This window comes from Bacillus sp. AR13-1, from assembly GCF_008042285.1.
Classification (GTDB): Bacteria; Bacillota; Bacilli; order Bacillales; family Bacillaceae_G; genus Bacillus_A; species Bacillus_A mycoides.
Window position 1 is genome coordinate 230,404 of record NZ_QNUA01000010.1, and the last position, 16,866, is coordinate 247,269.

General features: G+C 34.2%; 21 protein-coding genes and 1 pseudogene. 6 read left to right on the forward strand and 16 right to left on the reverse strand.

All coding sequences use genetic code 11. The annotated features are described in order from the left end of the window. Window positions 1-14: 14 nt before the first annotated feature. Complete coding sequence (malL, locus tag DN408_RS09200) at window positions 15-1,691, reverse strand: oligo-1,6-glucosidase (RefSeq protein ID WP_002128902.1); 1,677 nt, start codon at window positions 1,689-1,691, stop codon at window positions 15-17. 279 nt (window positions 1,692-1,970) lie between these two features. Between malL and DN408_RS09205 the strand changes: the two genes are divergently transcribed. After that, window positions 1,971-3,071 (forward strand): ABC transporter ATP-binding protein, encoded by a 1,101-nt coding sequence (locus tag DN408_RS09205; protein WP_002128903.1) that lies wholly within the window; start codon window positions 1,971-1,973, stop codon window positions 3,069-3,071. Window positions 3,072-3,140: 69 nt separating this feature from the next. On the opposite strand, the gene DN408_RS09210 is transcribed toward DN408_RS09205, so the two are convergent. The 3 genes from DN408_RS09210 to DN408_RS09220 form a co-directional block, all read right to left on the reverse strand. Beyond that, on the reverse strand, window positions 3,141-3,650 hold the full coding sequence (locus tag DN408_RS09210) for an SDR family NAD(P)-dependent oxidoreductase (protein WP_002066937.1): 510 nt from the start codon (window positions 3,648-3,650) through the stop codon (window positions 3,141-3,143). 65 nt (window positions 3,651-3,715) lie between these two features. Further along, window positions 3,716-3,814, reverse strand: a complete 99-nt coding sequence (locus tag DN408_RS09215) for a hypothetical protein (protein WP_002111552.1) — start codon at window positions 3,812-3,814, stop codon at window positions 3,716-3,718. A 270-nt stretch (window positions 3,815-4,084) separates the two neighbouring features. Continuing rightward, window positions 4,085-4,540 carry an RDD family protein gene (locus tag DN408_RS09220; protein ID WP_078213430.1) on the reverse strand — a complete coding sequence of 152 codons (456 nt, stop codon included), beginning with the start codon at window positions 4,538-4,540 and terminating at the stop codon, window positions 4,085-4,087. 131 nt (window positions 4,541-4,671) lie between these two features. Between DN408_RS09220 and DN408_RS09225 the strand changes: the two genes are divergently transcribed. Next, window positions 4,672-5,103, forward strand: coding sequence for a DUF3997 domain-containing protein (locus DN408_RS09225; protein ID WP_002128907.1), 432 nt, complete (start codon window positions 4,672-4,674; stop codon window positions 5,101-5,103). Window positions 5,104-5,147: 44 nt separating this feature from the next. On the opposite strand, the gene DN408_RS09230 is transcribed toward DN408_RS09225, so the two are convergent. Together DN408_RS09230 and DN408_RS09235 are read right to left on the reverse strand one after the other, a co-directional pair. Then, window positions 5,148-5,906, reverse strand: coding sequence for a hypothetical protein (locus DN408_RS09230; RefSeq protein WP_078213431.1), 759 nt, complete (start codon window positions 5,904-5,906; stop codon window positions 5,148-5,150). A gap of 36 nt (window positions 5,907-5,942) precedes the next feature. Beyond that, window positions 5,943-6,671, reverse strand: coding sequence for a DUF4184 family protein (locus tag DN408_RS09235; RefSeq protein ID WP_002111554.1), 729 nt, complete (start codon window positions 6,669-6,671; stop codon window positions 5,943-5,945). A gap of 148 nt (window positions 6,672-6,819) precedes the next feature. Here DN408_RS09235 and DN408_RS32450 point away from each other — a divergent pair. Further along, window positions 6,820-7,079, forward strand: a pseudogene (locus tag DN408_RS32450) (hypothetical protein). Between the two features lie 10 nt (window positions 7,080-7,089). Then, window positions 7,090-7,815, forward strand: a complete 726-nt coding sequence (locus tag DN408_RS09245; protein WP_147740071.1) for an AAA family ATPase — start codon at window positions 7,090-7,092, stop codon at window positions 7,813-7,815. Window positions 7,816-7,844: 29 nt separating this feature from the next. Here DN408_RS09245 and DN408_RS09250 read toward each other — a convergent pair whose 3' ends face one another. From DN408_RS09250 to DN408_RS09260, 3 genes are all read right to left on the reverse strand, one after another. Beyond that, window positions 7,845-9,020, reverse strand: coding sequence for an acetyl-CoA C-acetyltransferase (locus DN408_RS09250; protein ID WP_002111558.1), 1,176 nt, complete (start codon window positions 9,018-9,020; stop codon window positions 7,845-7,847). A gap of 139 nt (window positions 9,021-9,159) precedes the next feature. After that, window positions 9,160-9,609 carry an NUDIX hydrolase gene (locus DN408_RS09255; RefSeq protein WP_002066949.1) on the reverse strand — a complete coding sequence of 150 codons (450 nt, stop codon included), beginning with the start codon at window positions 9,607-9,609 and terminating at the stop codon, window positions 9,160-9,162. A 107-nt stretch (window positions 9,610-9,716) separates the two neighbouring features. Beyond that, entirely contained in the window at window positions 9,717-10,010 is a 294-nt protein-coding gene (locus tag DN408_RS09260) for a DUF3928 family protein (protein WP_002088390.1), read from the reverse strand. A gap of 177 nt (window positions 10,011-10,187) precedes the next feature. On the opposite strand from DN408_RS09260, the gene DN408_RS09265 reads away from it, so the two are divergent. Next, complete coding sequence (locus tag DN408_RS09265) at window positions 10,188-10,805, forward strand: ImmA/IrrE family metallo-endopeptidase (protein WP_002167734.1); 618 nt, start codon at window positions 10,188-10,190, stop codon at window positions 10,803-10,805. A gap of 15 nt (window positions 10,806-10,820) precedes the next feature. On the opposite strand, the gene DN408_RS09270 is transcribed toward DN408_RS09265, so the two are convergent. From DN408_RS09270 to DN408_RS09285, 4 genes are read right to left on the reverse strand one after another with little or no spacing between them, the layout of a single operon-like run. Further along, entirely contained in the window at window positions 10,821-11,120 is a 300-nt protein-coding gene (locus tag DN408_RS09270; protein WP_002128914.1) for a hypothetical protein, read from the reverse strand. A 51-nt stretch (window positions 11,121-11,171) separates the two neighbouring features. Further along, window positions 11,172-11,933 (reverse strand): DUF1129 domain-containing protein, encoded by a 762-nt coding sequence (locus DN408_RS09275; protein WP_016120762.1) that lies wholly within the window; start codon window positions 11,931-11,933, stop codon window positions 11,172-11,174. A 13-nt stretch (window positions 11,934-11,946) separates the two neighbouring features. Next, window positions 11,947-12,714: a DUF1129 domain-containing protein gene (locus DN408_RS09280; RefSeq protein WP_147740072.1), complete on the reverse strand. Its 768-nt coding sequence runs from the start codon at window positions 12,712-12,714 to the stop codon at window positions 11,947-11,949. Then, window positions 12,714-13,046, reverse strand: a complete 333-nt coding sequence (locus tag DN408_RS09285) for a PadR family transcriptional regulator (protein WP_002014879.1) — start codon at window positions 13,044-13,046, stop codon at window positions 12,714-12,716. Before DN408_RS09285 ends, DN408_RS09280 begins: the two co-directional genes overlap by 1 nt. Window positions 13,047-13,242: 196 nt before the next feature. Between DN408_RS09285 and DN408_RS09290 the strand changes: the two genes are divergently transcribed. Beyond that, window positions 13,243-14,019: a 3-hydroxybutyrate dehydrogenase gene (locus tag DN408_RS09290; protein WP_002128918.1), complete on the forward strand. Its 777-nt coding sequence runs from the start codon at window positions 13,243-13,245 to the stop codon at window positions 14,017-14,019. A 150-nt stretch (window positions 14,020-14,169) separates the two neighbouring features. On the opposite strand, the gene DN408_RS09295 is transcribed toward DN408_RS09290, so the two are convergent. From DN408_RS09295 to mtnK, 3 genes are all read right to left on the reverse strand, one after another. Further along, window positions 14,170-14,307 (reverse strand): YvrJ family protein, encoded by a 138-nt coding sequence (locus tag DN408_RS09295; protein ID WP_002014881.1) that lies wholly within the window; start codon window positions 14,305-14,307, stop codon window positions 14,170-14,172. 290 nt (window positions 14,308-14,597) lie between these two features. Further along, on the reverse strand, window positions 14,598-15,653 hold the full coding sequence (mtnA, locus tag DN408_RS09300; RefSeq protein WP_078177786.1) for an S-methyl-5-thioribose-1-phosphate isomerase: 1,056 nt from the start codon (window positions 15,651-15,653) through the stop codon (window positions 14,598-14,600). Beyond that, window positions 15,650-16,828 carry an S-methyl-5-thioribose kinase gene (gene mtnK / locus DN408_RS09305; protein WP_078177785.1) on the reverse strand — a complete coding sequence of 393 codons (1,179 nt, stop codon included), beginning with the start codon at window positions 16,826-16,828 and terminating at the stop codon, window positions 15,650-15,652. The genes mtnA and mtnK overlap by 4 nt, the downstream gene beginning before the upstream one ends. Between the last annotated feature and the right edge of the window lie 38 nt (window positions 16,829-16,866).

Sequence of the window (16,866 nt, forward strand, 5' to 3'; positions counted from 1 at the left end):
GCATAAGGCTTTTCTTATTTCAATTTAAATACCATTGCTTCATACGGTCGTAATGTAATGTTTTCTATCAATACATTTTCTACATCATAATTGTGTATTAATAACTCTGCTTCACTATAAATAATGTCCTCAGGCAATTCAAATACACATTCATCTGCAGTAAAGTTTGCAATCACCAGAAGCTTTTCTTCTCCATATGTTCTTACATAAGCAAAAATAGAAGGGTTATTTTCTAATATTAAATCATATGTTCCATACACAACTATTTCATTGTTTTTACGTAATTCAATCAATTTTTTATAGTAATAAAAAATTGATTCTTCATCTTGGATTGCCTGTTTCACATTAATCTCTTTGTAGTTAGGATTTACCGCAATCCAAGGCTCACCCGTTGTGAATCCAGCATGTTCTCTATCATCCCACTGCATCGGAGTTCTAGCATTATCTCGGCCCTTTATATATATAGACTGCATCACTTTATCTATATCTTCGCCGCGCTCTATAACTTTTTCTTTATACATATTTAGTGTTTCAATATCTCGGTATTCATCAATTGATTCAAATCGAACATTGGTCATTCCGATTTCTTCTCCTTGATAAATATATGGTGTCCCTTTCATCATATGAAGTACTGTCGCTAACATTTTTGCTGATTCAGTATGATAAGCTCCATCATTACCAAAACGAGATACAACGCGAGGCTGGTCATGGTTATTCCAATAAAGGCTATTCCATCCTGTTTGTTCTAATGCTTTTTGCCACTTTGTTAAATTTTGTTTCAAAGTAAGAAGTGAGCATGGTTTTACATCCCATTTCCCGCCTTCTCCGGAATCTAAATCCATATGTTCAAATTGGAATACCATTTGCAGTTCTTTTCTAGCTTCCCCTGTATACAATTTAGCCTCTTCTGTCGTTACACCAGGCATTTCCCCAACCGTCATAATGTCATACTGAGACAATACGTCTTCATTCATTTCATGCAAATACTTATGAATATTCGGACCGTTCATAAAATGTTTATGCCCTGAAACATATCCTTCTTCATCCGTTTCAACAGATGGTAAGCCATCTTCTTTAGAAATAAAATTAATAACATCCATACGGAACCCATCAATTCCTTTTTCTAACCAAAACTTCATCATGTCATAAACATCTTGTCTTACCTTTTCATTATCCCAGTTTAAATCTGGCTGTTTTTTAGAAAACAGATGCAAATAATATTCATCTGTCATTTCATCATATTGCCATGCAGATCCACTAAATGCTGCTCCCCAGTTATTCGGCTCTTTCCCTTCTTTTCCAGGGCGCCATATATAATAGTCTCTATATTTATTATCTTTCGATTTACATGATTCAATAAACCAATTATGTTCATCTGAAGTATGATTAACAACTAAGTCCATCATAAGTTTCATATTACGTTTATGCATTTCATGTAATAGTTCATCCCAATCTTCCATTGTTCCGAACTCGTTCATAATTTTACAATAATCACTTATATCGTAACCATTATCATCGTTTGGAGATTCATAGACTGGTGATAACCAAATTACATCAATACCTAATTCTTTTAAGTAGTCTAGCTTCGCAAGAATACCACGAAGATCACCTATACCATCACCATTACTATCCATAAAACTACGAGGATAAATTTGATATACTACACTTTCTTTCCACCATTGTTTTCCCATTATGCTACCCCATTTCATCTATACTATTGATTCTTTTTTCTTTTTTTCCAAGGCGCAAACGTTTTCATTACTGAATGATAACAGATTCTATCCAAATTTAAAATAGCGCTTACAATATTTATTTTCTTTTTCTAATAAAACATGTGGAACTTATTATATATTCATAGGGATAATGAAAACGTTTTATTTTTTTATAGTGTTTTTATTTCTTTTTTGAATCTATTCGTTTATAATAAATTCAAAGAAAACGTTTGCATAAACTTTCTAGGGGGAAATATCATGGCAGAACTTAAATTAGAAAATATTTATAAAATATATGATAATAACGTAACAGCCGTAACAGATTTTAACTTACACATTCAAGATAAAGAATTTATCGTATTCGTTGGTCCTTCTGGATGCGGAAAATCTACAACACTACGAATGGTAGCTGGACTTGAAGATATTTCAAAAGGAGAATTTTCAATTGATGGTAAGCTAATGAACGATGTTCCTCCAAAAGATCGAGATATCGCAATGGTCTTCCAAAACTACGCTCTTTATCCACATATGAGTGTGTATGATAATATGGCATTTGGATTAAAACTTCGAAAAATACCGAAAGATGAAATCGACCGTCGAGTGAAACATGCAGCTCAAATTTTAGGGCTTGAACAATATTTAGATAGAAAACCGAAAGCTTTATCAGGTGGACAACGTCAACGTGTTGCATTAGGTAGAGCAATTGTTCGAGACGCAAAAGTCTTCTTAATGGATGAACCATTATCAAACTTAGACGCTAAACTACGTGTTGCAATGCGATCAGAAATTTCTAAATTACACCACCGCCTTGGCACAACGACAATTTATGTAACACATGATCAAACTGAGGCAATGACAATGGCTTCACGCCTTGTTGTTATGAAAGACGGCAAAATCCAACAAATTGGAACTCCAAAAGAAGTATATGAAACACCTGAAAATATTTTCGTTGGTGGTTTTATCGGTTCACCCGCAATGAATTTCTTCCGTGGAAAATTAACTGAAACCGATTTCGTTATAGACAGTTCACTAAAGTTTAAAGTATCTGAAGGAAAAATGAAGTTATTACGCGAACAAGGCTATGTAAATAAAGAAATTGTTTTAGGTATTCGTCCAGAAGATATTCATGATGAACTATTATTTTTAGAAGCTTCACAATCTACTACTTTCACAACAAAAATTGAAGTTGCAGAGTTGTTAGGGGCTGAATCCATTTTATATATGAAACTTGGAAATCAAGATTTTGCAGCACGTGTTGATGCAAGACATACTTTTTCACCTGGTGACCAAATTAAACTTGCTTTTGATATGAATAAAGCACATTTCTTTGATAGCCAAACCGAACAACGTATTCGTTAAAAAATAAAGTTCTATAATAGAACATACAAAAAAACCGTCCACATATATACTGGGGGCGGTTTTCCATTATTATACTAGGGCTTCTATTGTATGAAATGATTGTCCTCTCGTGCTAATAATACCAAAAACAGGTAAATCACTAAGCACCACTTCTTCTTGCTGTTTCATAAAAGATGACGTTAATTGTTTTATCTCTATCCAAACGTCATTAATACAAAGTACATTGGAATCGTTCTCTTGTTGGCGAGAAAAAATAGAATCTATTTTATATAGACCAGCATTTTGAAAAAGCATATCAATACGACTGTATGCCTCCATAGCAAAACTAATAACACGTTGCCAATCTCCTTGTTTCCCCATATCGTAGGATACAAAAAGTGCTTCTCCGCCTAAATCCGTAATTTCCTCGGCTGTTGCTTGTCCACTTTCTTGATCAATGTCCGTCACAATTACTTTTGCGCCTTGCTTAGCCAACAAAAGAGCTGTACTACGTCCAATACCGATGCCACCACCAGTTACAATGGCAACCTTTCCTGCAAGCTTCATTTTCATTACCCCTTCTATAAGTCTTACCGTCATTCAGTATACTCCTTTATTAGATTAGTCTGCAAGCAGGAAAAGTTCACGCTACAGCTTGTAAGCGATTACTTTTTTATTTCTTTTTTTTTCTTACTATTATATTGATCGAAGGTTAAACCAATAAAAATAAGAATTCCCCAAAATATTAAGCTACCTCCAGTCATTCCAAATCCCCCTTTGTTATATAACGATATTATTTATACCCATTATATCATTCTCTCAATTTTCAATCTATTCAAAACGAAAATAGGATGTTTGAATTAGCTAAAGCTTCTTTAAACATCCATCAATAATATGGAGGGTATTATATAGGAAATATCCGCCCTATATCAATTCCATTTATGGAATTTTTCATGAAATTAAAAATAAGACTTTTTATATACAAACAATAAAAAGTCTTATTTCATTAGTAGCACGTATACTCTAAATATTAATTATACAAGACTCATCACTTTTGTCTTTGCAATTACATCATGGAAGCCACAATTATCTTTGCGGAATAACATCATATATACATTGCATATTAATGGAACTCCAAGTAATAATATGCTTGGTAATAATAATACCAAAAATCGTATTATTAATGTTTGTAACGTTAGTTTTTCACTTGTTAACGAGATTATTTTTGTTCTTGTTACCTTTTTACCAAGTGTAGAACCGTTCCAAAGAAAAGGTAACAGAATAAAATTTATAGCCATTAATACGAAAACAAGTGTAAGGTCATATCTATAGTCACCTAAACTTATATTAAAACGATTAAAAATAGCACTATAGTTTCCTGTAATAATAGCTACTACTGCACCGTACGTAACCGAGATTAAAAACATGTCAATAAGGGAAGCACCTATGCGATTCATTACAAGCGCTGGACGATGCATCTTTAACTTCATTTTGTGTCGACTCCTTCATATCCTTCTTTACCCGTTTCATCGTACCACTTCTAAAAAACATTGTAAACTGGCGTTTCGCTTACTTTTCTTGTACAATGTGTTACAACAGCATTATAAAGGAGGTTCCCATATTGAAAAGATGGATAATCCTATTTGCCGCACTCTTATTAACAGGTTGCACAGGCAATACAAACCATTTAACCTATACAATTAACGATGAATATGAACTCATACATACTTCTGGAGATGCATTTGAACTTTTCCCATCGCAGGATGCTGTATATGCTACACAATACATCCCTGCAAAAATTACAGAAATTGCTTGGGACGATAAATACATTATCACAAAGCAAATTGAGGAAAAATCAGATCCAAACAATCCTGACGCAGCAATTACAAATAAAAAAATTGAACATTATTGGATTATCGATGTAAAGCATAATAAACGATTTGGTCCTTATAATGAAAAACAATTTAACGAGCAAAAAGATGCTTTTAAAATTACAGTGCCTTTTCAAAGTGTAGATTCATATGTGAAAGAGCTAAAAAAACAGTCAGCATAACTTTTTATGCTGACTGTTTTTGCTTAAATTATTATAAAGACACTTTATTTAGAGAGTGAAATATTAAAAGTTTGCGGTTCTTTAACAGCTTCATTTGTGTCTCCTGCTGCTAAATCATCTGTCGTAAACTTAATATCCTTTACTTTTTCTTTTCCATCATCAAGTATTAAACCGATAATTCCTTCTCGTGTCTCACCAGGCCTATAATCTTCCCTTGAAACACTCTTTGTACCAACGAGCGTATCTTCATCATATAAAAAGTTTTGAGTCGCTACATTAAAATGTTGTTTGTCATTTATAGCAACATCATTCATAGAGAAAAATTGCATGTTCTTATCTCCACTATTCTCTACCTTATATGTAATTTCAACATACCGAATCGTATCGCTAATCTCTGTTCCACTTAACGATGCATATAATTCAGCATCTTCTTGACTCACTTTATCTCCCAATCTACGCTTTACTTCTTCAGGAGTTAATGCAGTATACACTTTCAATGTATTTTTTGCCTCTTTGCTCATTTGTGATAATGAGATAACTTTAACATCTTGTACGTGAATTTTCATTGGGGCTACTTCAAATGTCTGATTCACAGAATGAATCTGTTCTAATTCAAATGTCCCCCACCCTTTTTCTTTCACTTTTTGTCCTACTTTTTTAAGCTCACGCCCACCATACTCTTTTGTTTCTGGAATAGATTCTTTCTTTTTAGGTTCTACCTTCTTTTCTTCTTGCTGGAAGCAACCACTTAACATAAGAAGAAAACTGCATAAAACAAAAATACTTTTCCATGCTTTCATCATTTAATTTCTCCTAACACTATCATTCATTAATATAAATTAGTCCCTTGATTTGTAAACTATAGAAACAATAAGAAGTCCACAAAACGAACTTGTCAGTCCAGATACTATTATACCTCCTATTTGGAAAATATGAAAATAGGGGTCTAATAACGCGTGAACGATAAATATAATGGCCGCCACAACGATAGATGAAGCCCAATATTTCTTTTTTTCCGAAGTTAAACTAGTATCTTGATCAGTTTCCCTCCTATATTTCCATAGTACATATATTAGTAATAGTAGACCAAAACATGTACTCCCATGTTGTAAAAATTTATAAATTGGAATACTATATACTTCTTGCTGTAACAGCGGCATTTCCATAACAAAATAGCCTGTCTTATGAGTAAAAGCATCCCAAACGACATGCGTCACCATACCGAATAAAGCAGAATAGCAAAATACAAAAAAATTCTTCCAAGTATATAGCCCCCACTTCGCATCTACTACATATTTATAGTAACTAGCAAAAGGCTTAGGTAAATGTGTTATAAATGGTCCTTTTAAAATAAAATGATATGCATATGCTAATAAAAAAACGAGTGGTAAATTCAAATAGAAGAAACCAGCCCATGTATGGCCAATAATACCGTATGGCCTAAAATATAAAAAATATTCAAAATCAGGTGCCATACTACCCAATATAAGAGCCGTCACCGAAATATAACTAGAATGTTTCTTAGCAAAAGGGAGAACAGCTGCTGGATGTGCAAATGTAAACGGCATATTAATACTCCTCTTCATATTTCTAATATAATACCATCTATCATAACGAGAGAATTAATCTTGATGCAATGTTTATTTTCACATTGGAATATGATAGTTTACGTGTTATAATCCACATAAAATATTCAGAAAATAAGGAAGTGTTCACGTGTCATTAACACTTGTCTTTTTTCTTGTTTTGTTTATATTGTTTTTAAGTACATACATCGGATTCTTTATATGGAAGCACTACAAAATTATAAAATATATATGGATTTATGAACGTTCTTATCATTTTTTATAGGAAAGAGAATGGCTTTCGGCTGGGAAGGTCTCGGTTTTGGCGCACTTCAATATACAATACTATTAGCAAGTTGTCTTACATTAGTATTTGCCGCTTTTTTAGAATCAAAATCCGTTATGAATTGAGGTTTATATATTGATTGACGTACCCTTTTTAAAAAATGTCACATTAAAAAAAGAAAATATCCCTAGCTTTTCCGCATACCCTTACTGTCTACCCGCTATTCGAACTTTACAATCACTAGCTTTCCACCCAAATGTAACATTCATTATTGGAGAGAATGGAACAGGTAAATCAACATTACTCGAAGGAATTGCAGTGGCTTTAGGTTTTAATGCAGAAGGTGGAACAAAAAATTTCCGATTTGGCACAAACGATTCCCATTCATCTTTACATGAATACCTTCGAATTTCAAAAAGTTTCAATACACCAAACGACGGTTTCTTTCTTCGCGCTGAATCATTTTATAACGTTGCTTCTTATATCGATGAAATAGATGCTATAAAATCTTACGGCGGCGTTTCACTTCACGAACAATCACACGGCGAATCATTCTTCTCATTATTTATGAATCGTTTTTCAGGAAAAGGTTTATACATTTTAGATGAGCCTGAGGCAGCTTTATCCCCGATGAGACAACTTTCAATGCTCATTCGCATGCACGAACTAGCTGAACAAGGTTCACAATTTGTTATCGCGACGCATTCTCCCATTTTAATGGCTTATCCTGAATCTACTATATACTCTTTAACTCAAGAGGGGATTCACGAATCGACATTAGAAGAAACGGAGCATTACCAAACAACAAAACTTTTCTTTGAAAATCGCGATCGATTATTTCATCACTTATTTGAGTCATAAAAAAGAGGCAGCAATCGCTGCCTCTTTTTTTATAATGCTTCTATAAATAAAGCTACTCCAATACCGCCTCCAACGCATAGAGAGGCAATACCTTTCTCTAATCCACGTCTTTTTAATTCGTGAATTAAACTTACCGTAATACGAGCTCCTGTACAACCAATTGGATGTCCAAGTCCTACCCCACTACCGTTTACATTCACTTTCTCACGGTCTAACCCTAACTCTTTCTCTACAGCTAGGTATTGTGCAGCGAAAGCTTCATTAATTTCAAGTAAGTCTGCATCTTCTAATGACCACTCTACTTTTTCTAATCCTTTGCGAATTGCTGGTGCTGGTCCAATACCCATAATTTTCGGATCTACACCTGCTACTGAATATCCAACAATTCGAGCTAACGGTTGTAAACCTTTTTCTTTCGCCTTTTCTTCACTCATTAATACTAAAACGGCACTTCCATCATTAAGACCAGATGAATTCCCTGCAGTTACTGATCCATCTTTACGGAAAGCTGGTTTTAATCCTGCTAATTTTTCCGCTGTAATATCTGCACGTGGATGTTCATCCTTCGAAAATACAACTTCTTTTCTACGTTCTTTTATCGAAATAGGAACAATTTGATCGTCAAAGTGTCCAGACTCAATTGCTTGCAACGCTAATGTATGACTACGAAGCGCAACTTCATCTTGTTCCTCTCTTGTAATTTCATATTGTTCAACTAAATTTTCCGCTGTTTCACCCATCATAATATGGTGAATCGGATCTTCTAAAACTTCCCACACCGTATCACGAATTTCTCCGTGCTGTAGACGTTGTCCCCAACGGTGTTGTTTTAATGCATAAGGGCTCGAGCTCATTGCTTCTACTCCACCTGCAACAACAATATCACTTACACCTAATTGGATTTGCATTGCAGCAGACATAATTGCTTGCATACCTGAAGAACATTGACGTTGAATTGTATAGCCAGTAACTGTGTCAGGAAATCCTGCCGCTAATGCAGCTGTTCTTGCCGTATTTGCTTCATCAGTTCTTTGAATACAATGACCTAAAATTACTTCATCAACTTCATGTGGCTCTACTCCGCCTCTTTTTACAGCTTCCTGAAGTACAGGAACAGCTAATTCTACTGGTGTTATATTTTTTAGTGCTCCTCCGAAAGTTCCAATTGGTGAACGAACTGCAGCTGTAATGACAACATTATGCATTTTGTACTTGCCCCTCTCTTATGTACCCTAGTAAGTTTTTAGGTGAAATTCCATAAGTTGTATTTCTAAAATTATCATACTATAAACATACCAAAAAATCAAAATATTTAATATAATAAAAATAGAAGGAATTAACCTTCTATTCTGTCAATGCGTATAAGAATTTTTGTAATATCTTCTCTGTCGTTTCATTCAATTTTGGTAACTTATCTACTGGAAAATATTGAAGCTCTAACCCTTCATGATCGAGCTTTAATTCTCCGCCTACATGATGTGCCTGATACAGATGAATCACATTAAAAATTTCATCTCCATTTGGATAACGGAAATAAACTTCCTTTCCTGAAAGAACACCAAGAAATTGCATTATTTTTGCACTTAGTCCCGTCTCCTCGAATAATTCTCTACGAGCAGTTTCTTCTGTCGTTTCTCCCAGTTCCATTGCCCCGCCAGGCACACCCCAATCATATGTATCTGAACGATATTGAAGCAATACTTCTTGATTATCATTTAATATAATAATTGCTGATCCTACTAAAATAAGTGGTCTCGTACCAACTACTTTGCGTAACTCTTCAATATACCCCAATATGTAAACTCTCCTTTCCTCATCCTTCCTTATCATAACAAAATTCTCTTCCTTTTGTTGCTGTAATTTTCAATAAAAAAGGAAGCTTCCGCTTCCTTTTTTTACCGTTATTTTTTAAAGCTTTCGTATTTTACAACTTCAAAAGCTTCTTCAATTTCCTCATTATGATAATGGACATATGTAAAACGCCCTAATTCTACTAATCTAGCTATTTCTTGCAATGCTTTATGCTGATCATATGTTTCTTCAATTGTAATATGTACATAAAACTTCATTAATGGATGTTCATATAAAGGTTCTCCCACCTCCACATATACATCTTCAACCCCTTGCACAACTCTTACATAGCTCGCAAATTGATACAGAGCTTCTCTGTCTGAAACGATTTTTAATGTATACATATATTCTCCCCCTTTTCTTTACTATATCAAAAAGCAGACCATACTACGTTATAGAACTATGAAATTTTTTCGACTTATAGTCTATATATTCGTGTAATAAACAAGGCGTTTATCCATACATAGGACCTTTCCCCCACATATATTATAGAAAGAATTTTTTCATTTGAGGTGTTCCTTATGAATTCATACGTTAATATATGTGTTTGCATTACTCCAGGCGCAGATATTTCTGACGACCGTATTGCAAAAGATTTAGCAGTTGCAGAATCAATTTGGCATCCCATTACATTTAAAATTAAAGAAGTAATTGTACTAAACGAGCTTTTCCGTTTTTGTAATCGGGAAATTAGTTATAAAAACTCCATTCAAAGTCAGGAAAAATTATCATCTTTTTTTCAAACTTGTGTTAACGAAGCTCCTGAATGCGACCTTTATATTTGTTATATTGGTAGTGATTATTTCAAAGAAACCGCAGTAATCGCTTGCGCTTACTCTCTAGCGAAACAACAACAACTTACTGGTTACATCGTTTTAACAAACTCAGCTGCTCCAATGAAAAATATATACACCCTCGCTCACGAAATTGGTCATATTTTATTTACAAGACGAATTCATGGAAAACTTACGCACGCAGATCCCCACTCTCCAACCGGTTCTGAACATCACCATTCACCATCGAACCTTATGTACCCTATAGTCCCTAGCCCTAATAACGTTCACATCAATTCATTATTAACAAATGAACAAAAAGCGCTCTCTTTACAAAGTCCTTTATTACAAAGAAAAAAACAGTAACGATATTGTTACTGTTTACAACAATATATTCCAATCAACAAACCAAATACCGGCTGCTAGAAATAAAAACATACAACTAAAGATAAACGTAATCCCTCTAAAAATCCCTATATAATATTTCTTTGGAAATACTTTTTTGCATATCCAGAGCAGCCCTTTTCCTATTAAACCGAAGAACAAAACATAACCCGATGTGTCATCTAATAAAGTATCGAAATAGTCATCATGTACCTTTTTCGAAAAGGTAGTATATAGCCCAAAAATCGTTAAACCTAAAAATATAATAGACAATATACCTAGAAATATACTTTGCATATTTGTTCCCCCCTTAATAAAAAATTCAGTTCGTGCACTATTAATATAAAGCTAGCTTACAGTTTTTTTCTCCTCATTTTTCAAAGACCATCGCATTAATACATACAAACTTCCGTACAGAAGTAAAGGCTCTAGTATTCCCCAATATGGGTTTTGCTTCCCTAATTCTTTAAATACAAACATAATTAATAGCGGTACGATAACAGCTAATATTCCAATCCATCCAAGTATAAAAGCTTCACCAATTAACAACACTAATAAGACAATTCCAGCTAGTATATAACTTTGCATAGTAGTTAATTGCAATACAGGTGTCCCATACCATTTATTCATAAACATTAATAATACTAGTAATAAAATTGGTAGCAAAGCTGCTACATAAATAATGCTAAATTCTTTTATTTTGCTTTTAAATGATGACATCTTAAAAGCAAAAATAATAGCCACAATAGTTATCATTAAAACAATTGGGTACCCAATCAATTGTACATTCGTTAATGTAAGTTCATGATTCGGACTTTCAAATAAAATATTTGTAAGTAACCAATATCCACCTATCCCAATTATCATTCCTAAAATAGTCTTTATACTCCCGCCTTTATCCTTCTCCATCTCATTCGCTAATTCTTCTGCATATTCTTTTGGCGAATCACCAAATATATCACTTACCGTCTTTCCTTTTTTCTCACCTTCTATTAAATGTAGCTCTGCATCCTCTAGAAAAGCATCTACATCTTCTTCTTTAATTCCCTTCGTAATTAAATACACTTTCGTATCGATTAAAAACTTTTCTCCTTCTTTAGAAACTTGCATTAGAATCCCTCCCTTAATTAACCGTTTCTTTTCTATTCGCCTTCATCATAATTTCAAGGAAGATTAAAATAACCAAACTTCCGTATAAACATATAATTTGAAATAACATTGGTACGAGATCTTCCGATGTGAACGTTTTAAAAACTAACATAATAGAAAGCGGAATAATTAAATATAAATTTTTAAACCATCCTTCAAAATATATATTTATAGCTACCGTGAGGATAAAGATCCCTCCAGCTAATATATAACTTTGGACTAGAGTCAACGTAAACATCGTTGTAGGATATATCATATCTAATATCGGAACTGCTCCTAATAAAAACATTGGCGCAATCATGACTAAAAACCACATGGAAAACCACGTTTTTGTAAAACTTGTTACAAATGTCATTTTACGAAGCAGAAAATTTGGACCCATTACAGCTACGATCAATGTAAAGCTATAGCCAATGCACTGAATAAGTGAAATCTGTAGAATTCCGTTATTCACTATTAAGATAGAAGCAATAAACCAAAACGATACGATATTCATTACCGTAAAACCAATTTGCTTCCAATTTTCCTTTCTATCCCTTTCCATCACTTTTACAAGTTCATTCGCATATTCTTTCGGTGAACTTCCGAAAATATCTTCTACACTTTTCCCTTCACCCTCACCTTCTATTAAATGCAACTCTGCATCTTCTAAAAAGCTTTCAATATCGCTTGCTTTCACACTCTTTGCAGTTAAAAATAATCTCATATCTAATAAAAAATTTCGCGCTTCATTTGATAACATTATTTTTTTCTCCCCTTCCCTTCAAGTAGACGCTCTACACTACTTTGCATCGCTTCCCAGCGATCCATAAATTCATCCAGTGCTTCCTCGCCTTTTTCTGTTAATGTATAATATTTTCGCTTTGGGCCAGATGGAGATTCCTTCATTACACTTGTTATTAACCCTTCCTTTTGCATTCGTATTAATAACGGATAAATACTTCCCTCACTCGCCATTGTAAAACCATACTTCGCTAATCTTTCACTCATTTCATAACCGTATATTTCACCTTCAGAAATAATAGCAAGTAAGCATCCTTCTAAAATCCCTTTCAGCATTTGACTTGTCGACATAATTGAAATCCTCCTGCTATCTTGTTTTACAAGATAGATAAGCGTAAGTACCTTGCTTTACAAAATAGTATAGCAGAGACTATTTTGCAAAACAAGATAGCTAAAGATATTTTTCCAAATGTTTGCAGGGATTTTATTATCACCTCTCTAAATAGAGCAATAAGAGAACTTTTATTATGAAGGAGTGTTTTTCATCATGGTTACAAATCGAGTTGTCTTTTTAACAGGTGCTGCGAGCGGTATTGGTTATGAAATGGGAAGTGCTTTCGCAAAAGAAGGTGCGAAAGTTGTCATTAGTGATCGCCTTGAAGATCGTGCAAAAGAAGCTGCTGAACAATTGCAAAAAGAAGGCTATCAAGCCATTGGTTTAAAATGTGACGTTACATCTGAAGAAGAAATTACAGCAGCACTTTCTCAAACAGTTCGTCATTTCGGTTCATTAGATGTATTAATTAACAACGCAGGAATGCAACATGTTTCACCGATTGAAGATTTTCCAACTGATAAATTCGAGCTTCTTATTAAAATTATGCAAATCGCTCCATTTATCGCCATCAAACATGCCTTTCCGATTATGAAAAAGCAAAAATATGGTCGTATTATTAATGTTGCTTCGATTAACGGACTTGTTGGATTCGCTGGAAAAGCTGCCTATAATAGTGCGAAACATGGTGTAATTGGATTAACAAAAGTTGCTGCTTTAGAGGGAGCAACTCATGGAATTACTGTAAATGCTCTTTGTCCCGGATATGTTGATACCCCTCTTGTACGAAATCAACTACAAGACTTAGCAACTACGCGAAATGTACCACTTGAAAATGTTTTAGAAGATGTCATTTATCCTCTTGTACCACAGAAGCGTTTGCTACAAGTACAAGAAATTGCTGATTATGCTATGTTTTTAGCGAGTGAAAAAGCAAAAGGTATAACTGGTCAAGCTGTCGTTATCGATGGTGGTTATACTGCTCAATAAAGTGAAACTTTAATCAGTGGGGGTTTTGTTCATCCCCACTAATTATTAGCCTTCACCAATCGGGCTTTTACTGCCCGTTAATGCGGGATAAAAAATAAAGTTTGCTCTTCGCGAGCAAACTTTATTTTACTTTCTATCGTGAGGATCTTCCTACTTTAGTAATTGTTTAGGGAGCTTCTCAATTGCTACAATCACTCCGTCTAATTTACTTTCAATGCGATGTAGTAAATATAGCGTTACAACAATTGGAAAGCCCACATTACCTATCATCCCGATCCACTCTTCCATCTTTCTCTCCTCCCTTCATTACATAAATAAGAGGAAACGAAGACTTAAGGCATAAAAAACAAGCTATTTTTTATTAGCTTGTTTTTTAACTACTCAGCCATACATTTCATTTTTCAGCATATAGATTGCTACCATGAAGATACAAATGGTCCTACACCTTGCTACCTTTCTTTGTTTTAAAACGTTGCGCGTGGTAGGAACAGGCACTTACCGCTCCTATACATAGCCAGTCCCTCTCGACCATTTAAAAACATGCTTTTCTACCGTTTTTTTATATAGCGACTGAGCAGTTAGCTTATTTTTTCAAATAATGATGTAATTTTTTGCTTATAATCTCCACGTAAAATACCTTTCTCAGTAATAATCCCCGTAATTAATTCATGCGGTGTTACATCAAATGCAGGGTTAAATACAGGCGTTCCAAGTGGCGCCACTTGTTTCCCAAAAATTTTCGTAACTTCTGTTTCATCTCTTTCTTCAATGACAATTTCAGCACCTGTTTGTTTCGTAGTATCAAATGTAGATAACGGTGCTGCAACGTAAAATGGGATACCGAAATACTTTGCTAATATAGCTAAATTTAATGTTCCTATTTTATTAGCAGTATCACCGTTTTCAACGATTCGATCTGCCCCTACGATAATCGCATTAATTTCTTTCGTTCGAATTGCATGTGCTGCAGTATTATCCGTAATAAGCGTTACATTAATGTCTGCTTGTTTCAATTCCCATGTCGTTAAACGACCACCTTGTAAAACCGGCCTCGTTTCACACGCATACGCATGTAAACGCACACCCTTCTCTTTCCCAATATAAAATGGAGCTAATGCTGTTCCATATCTAGCAGTCGCAATACTTCCAGCGTTACAAATTGTTAAAATTTTATCACCGTCTTTAAAACATGTTAAAGCATGTTCTCCAATACTTCGGCACACCATTTCATCCTCTTGCTGAATATGAAGCGCTTCTTCTTCTAATATTTTTTGAGCTTCTTTTATTGTAGTAATCTCTCGAATAGATTCTCTCATACGATCGATTGCCCAAAATAAATTGACTGCTGTCGGGCGTGATGTTCCTAAATAGTTACAATCTCTATTAAACTTCTTCTGAAACTCATAGATATTTATAGCATCGTATTTCTTTGCCGCAAGCGCCAAACCAAACGCAGCTACAATTCCAATTGCAGGCGCTCCTCGTACTTCTAACATAATGATACTTTTCCATACATCTTCAATATTCTTTAATGTTTTGTATTCAGTGACATGCGGCAACTTTGTTTGATTTAATACTGCAATTGCATCGCCTTTCCAACTTACAGATCTCGGAATAGTAATAATTGTACTCATGCTTTTACGCCTCCAACTGTCTGTTGAAATAATGTTCGAAACAGTTGAATACCAGCACCCTTGGCTTCATATTTTATTAGTTCTCTACCTAAGGATAACGCTTGTTTTTTAGCTTGAATTCTATTTTCTTTATTTGCTATCCCATCTAAATCCGCTACATGAGCTAAGCCAATTGTTCTACGAATCAGTTCACATCCGGCAAATCCGACGGCATCAGTAAAGATATTTTGCAAAATAATTGGTAACCATTGTTTTTCTTTCGTATATGCTTCTACACCTTCTCCAATCCATAACTTCGTAAAGTTTTCTACAAAATAACTCCATGTCTTTTCTATATGGAAAAATAGTACACTTCTCTTTTCTTCTTCTCTAGATAAAGCATTTAATAATAGATTTGCAATAAATTGACCGATATCAAACCCAAATGGACCGTACGTTGCAAATTCTGGATCGATCACTTTCGTTTCAGAAGGTGATGAAAAAATACTACCAGTATGTAAATCACCATGAATAAGCGCTTCTTTTCTCGTTAAAAACTTATATTTATATTGTGCTACTTTTAGTTTTAAAGTTTTGTCACTCCAAAGTTCATCAATCACTGACTGTAAATCAGACTCATAATCATTCGTATCATAATGTCCAAATGGATCCGTAAAAACTAAATCTTCTGTAATTTTACTAAGGTCTGGATTTACAAATGTACCTTCTAGTACCCTTTTCTCTTCTGACTGTAAACCGAAATCTGAAGTATAAAACAAAACATGTGCTAGAAAACGACCGATATGCTGGGATAAAAGTGGATATCCTTCTCCATCTATTAATCCTTTTCTTGTAATTGTTAGTCTTGATAAGTCTTCTATTACTGTAACTGCTAACTCTTCATCATGACTGTACACTACCGGAACATAATCTGGCACATACTTCGCAAAAATTTGTAATGCTTTACTTTCAATCGTCGCTCTTTTTATAGACAGTGGCCAGCTCTCACCAACTACTTTCGCATATGGCAGTGCTTGTTTTATTATAATAGACTTCTCTCCATCATCTAATTTGAACACGTAATTTAAATTTCCATCTCCAATTTCATGACAAACTACATTTGCTTTCTTTTCAAAATAACCGTGTTCTTTCGCATATTGTATAGCTGTTGTTTCAGTTAATGAATAATATCCCATCGTCTTCTCCTCCTTTTCATTCAGAGGTTTTTCTAAAA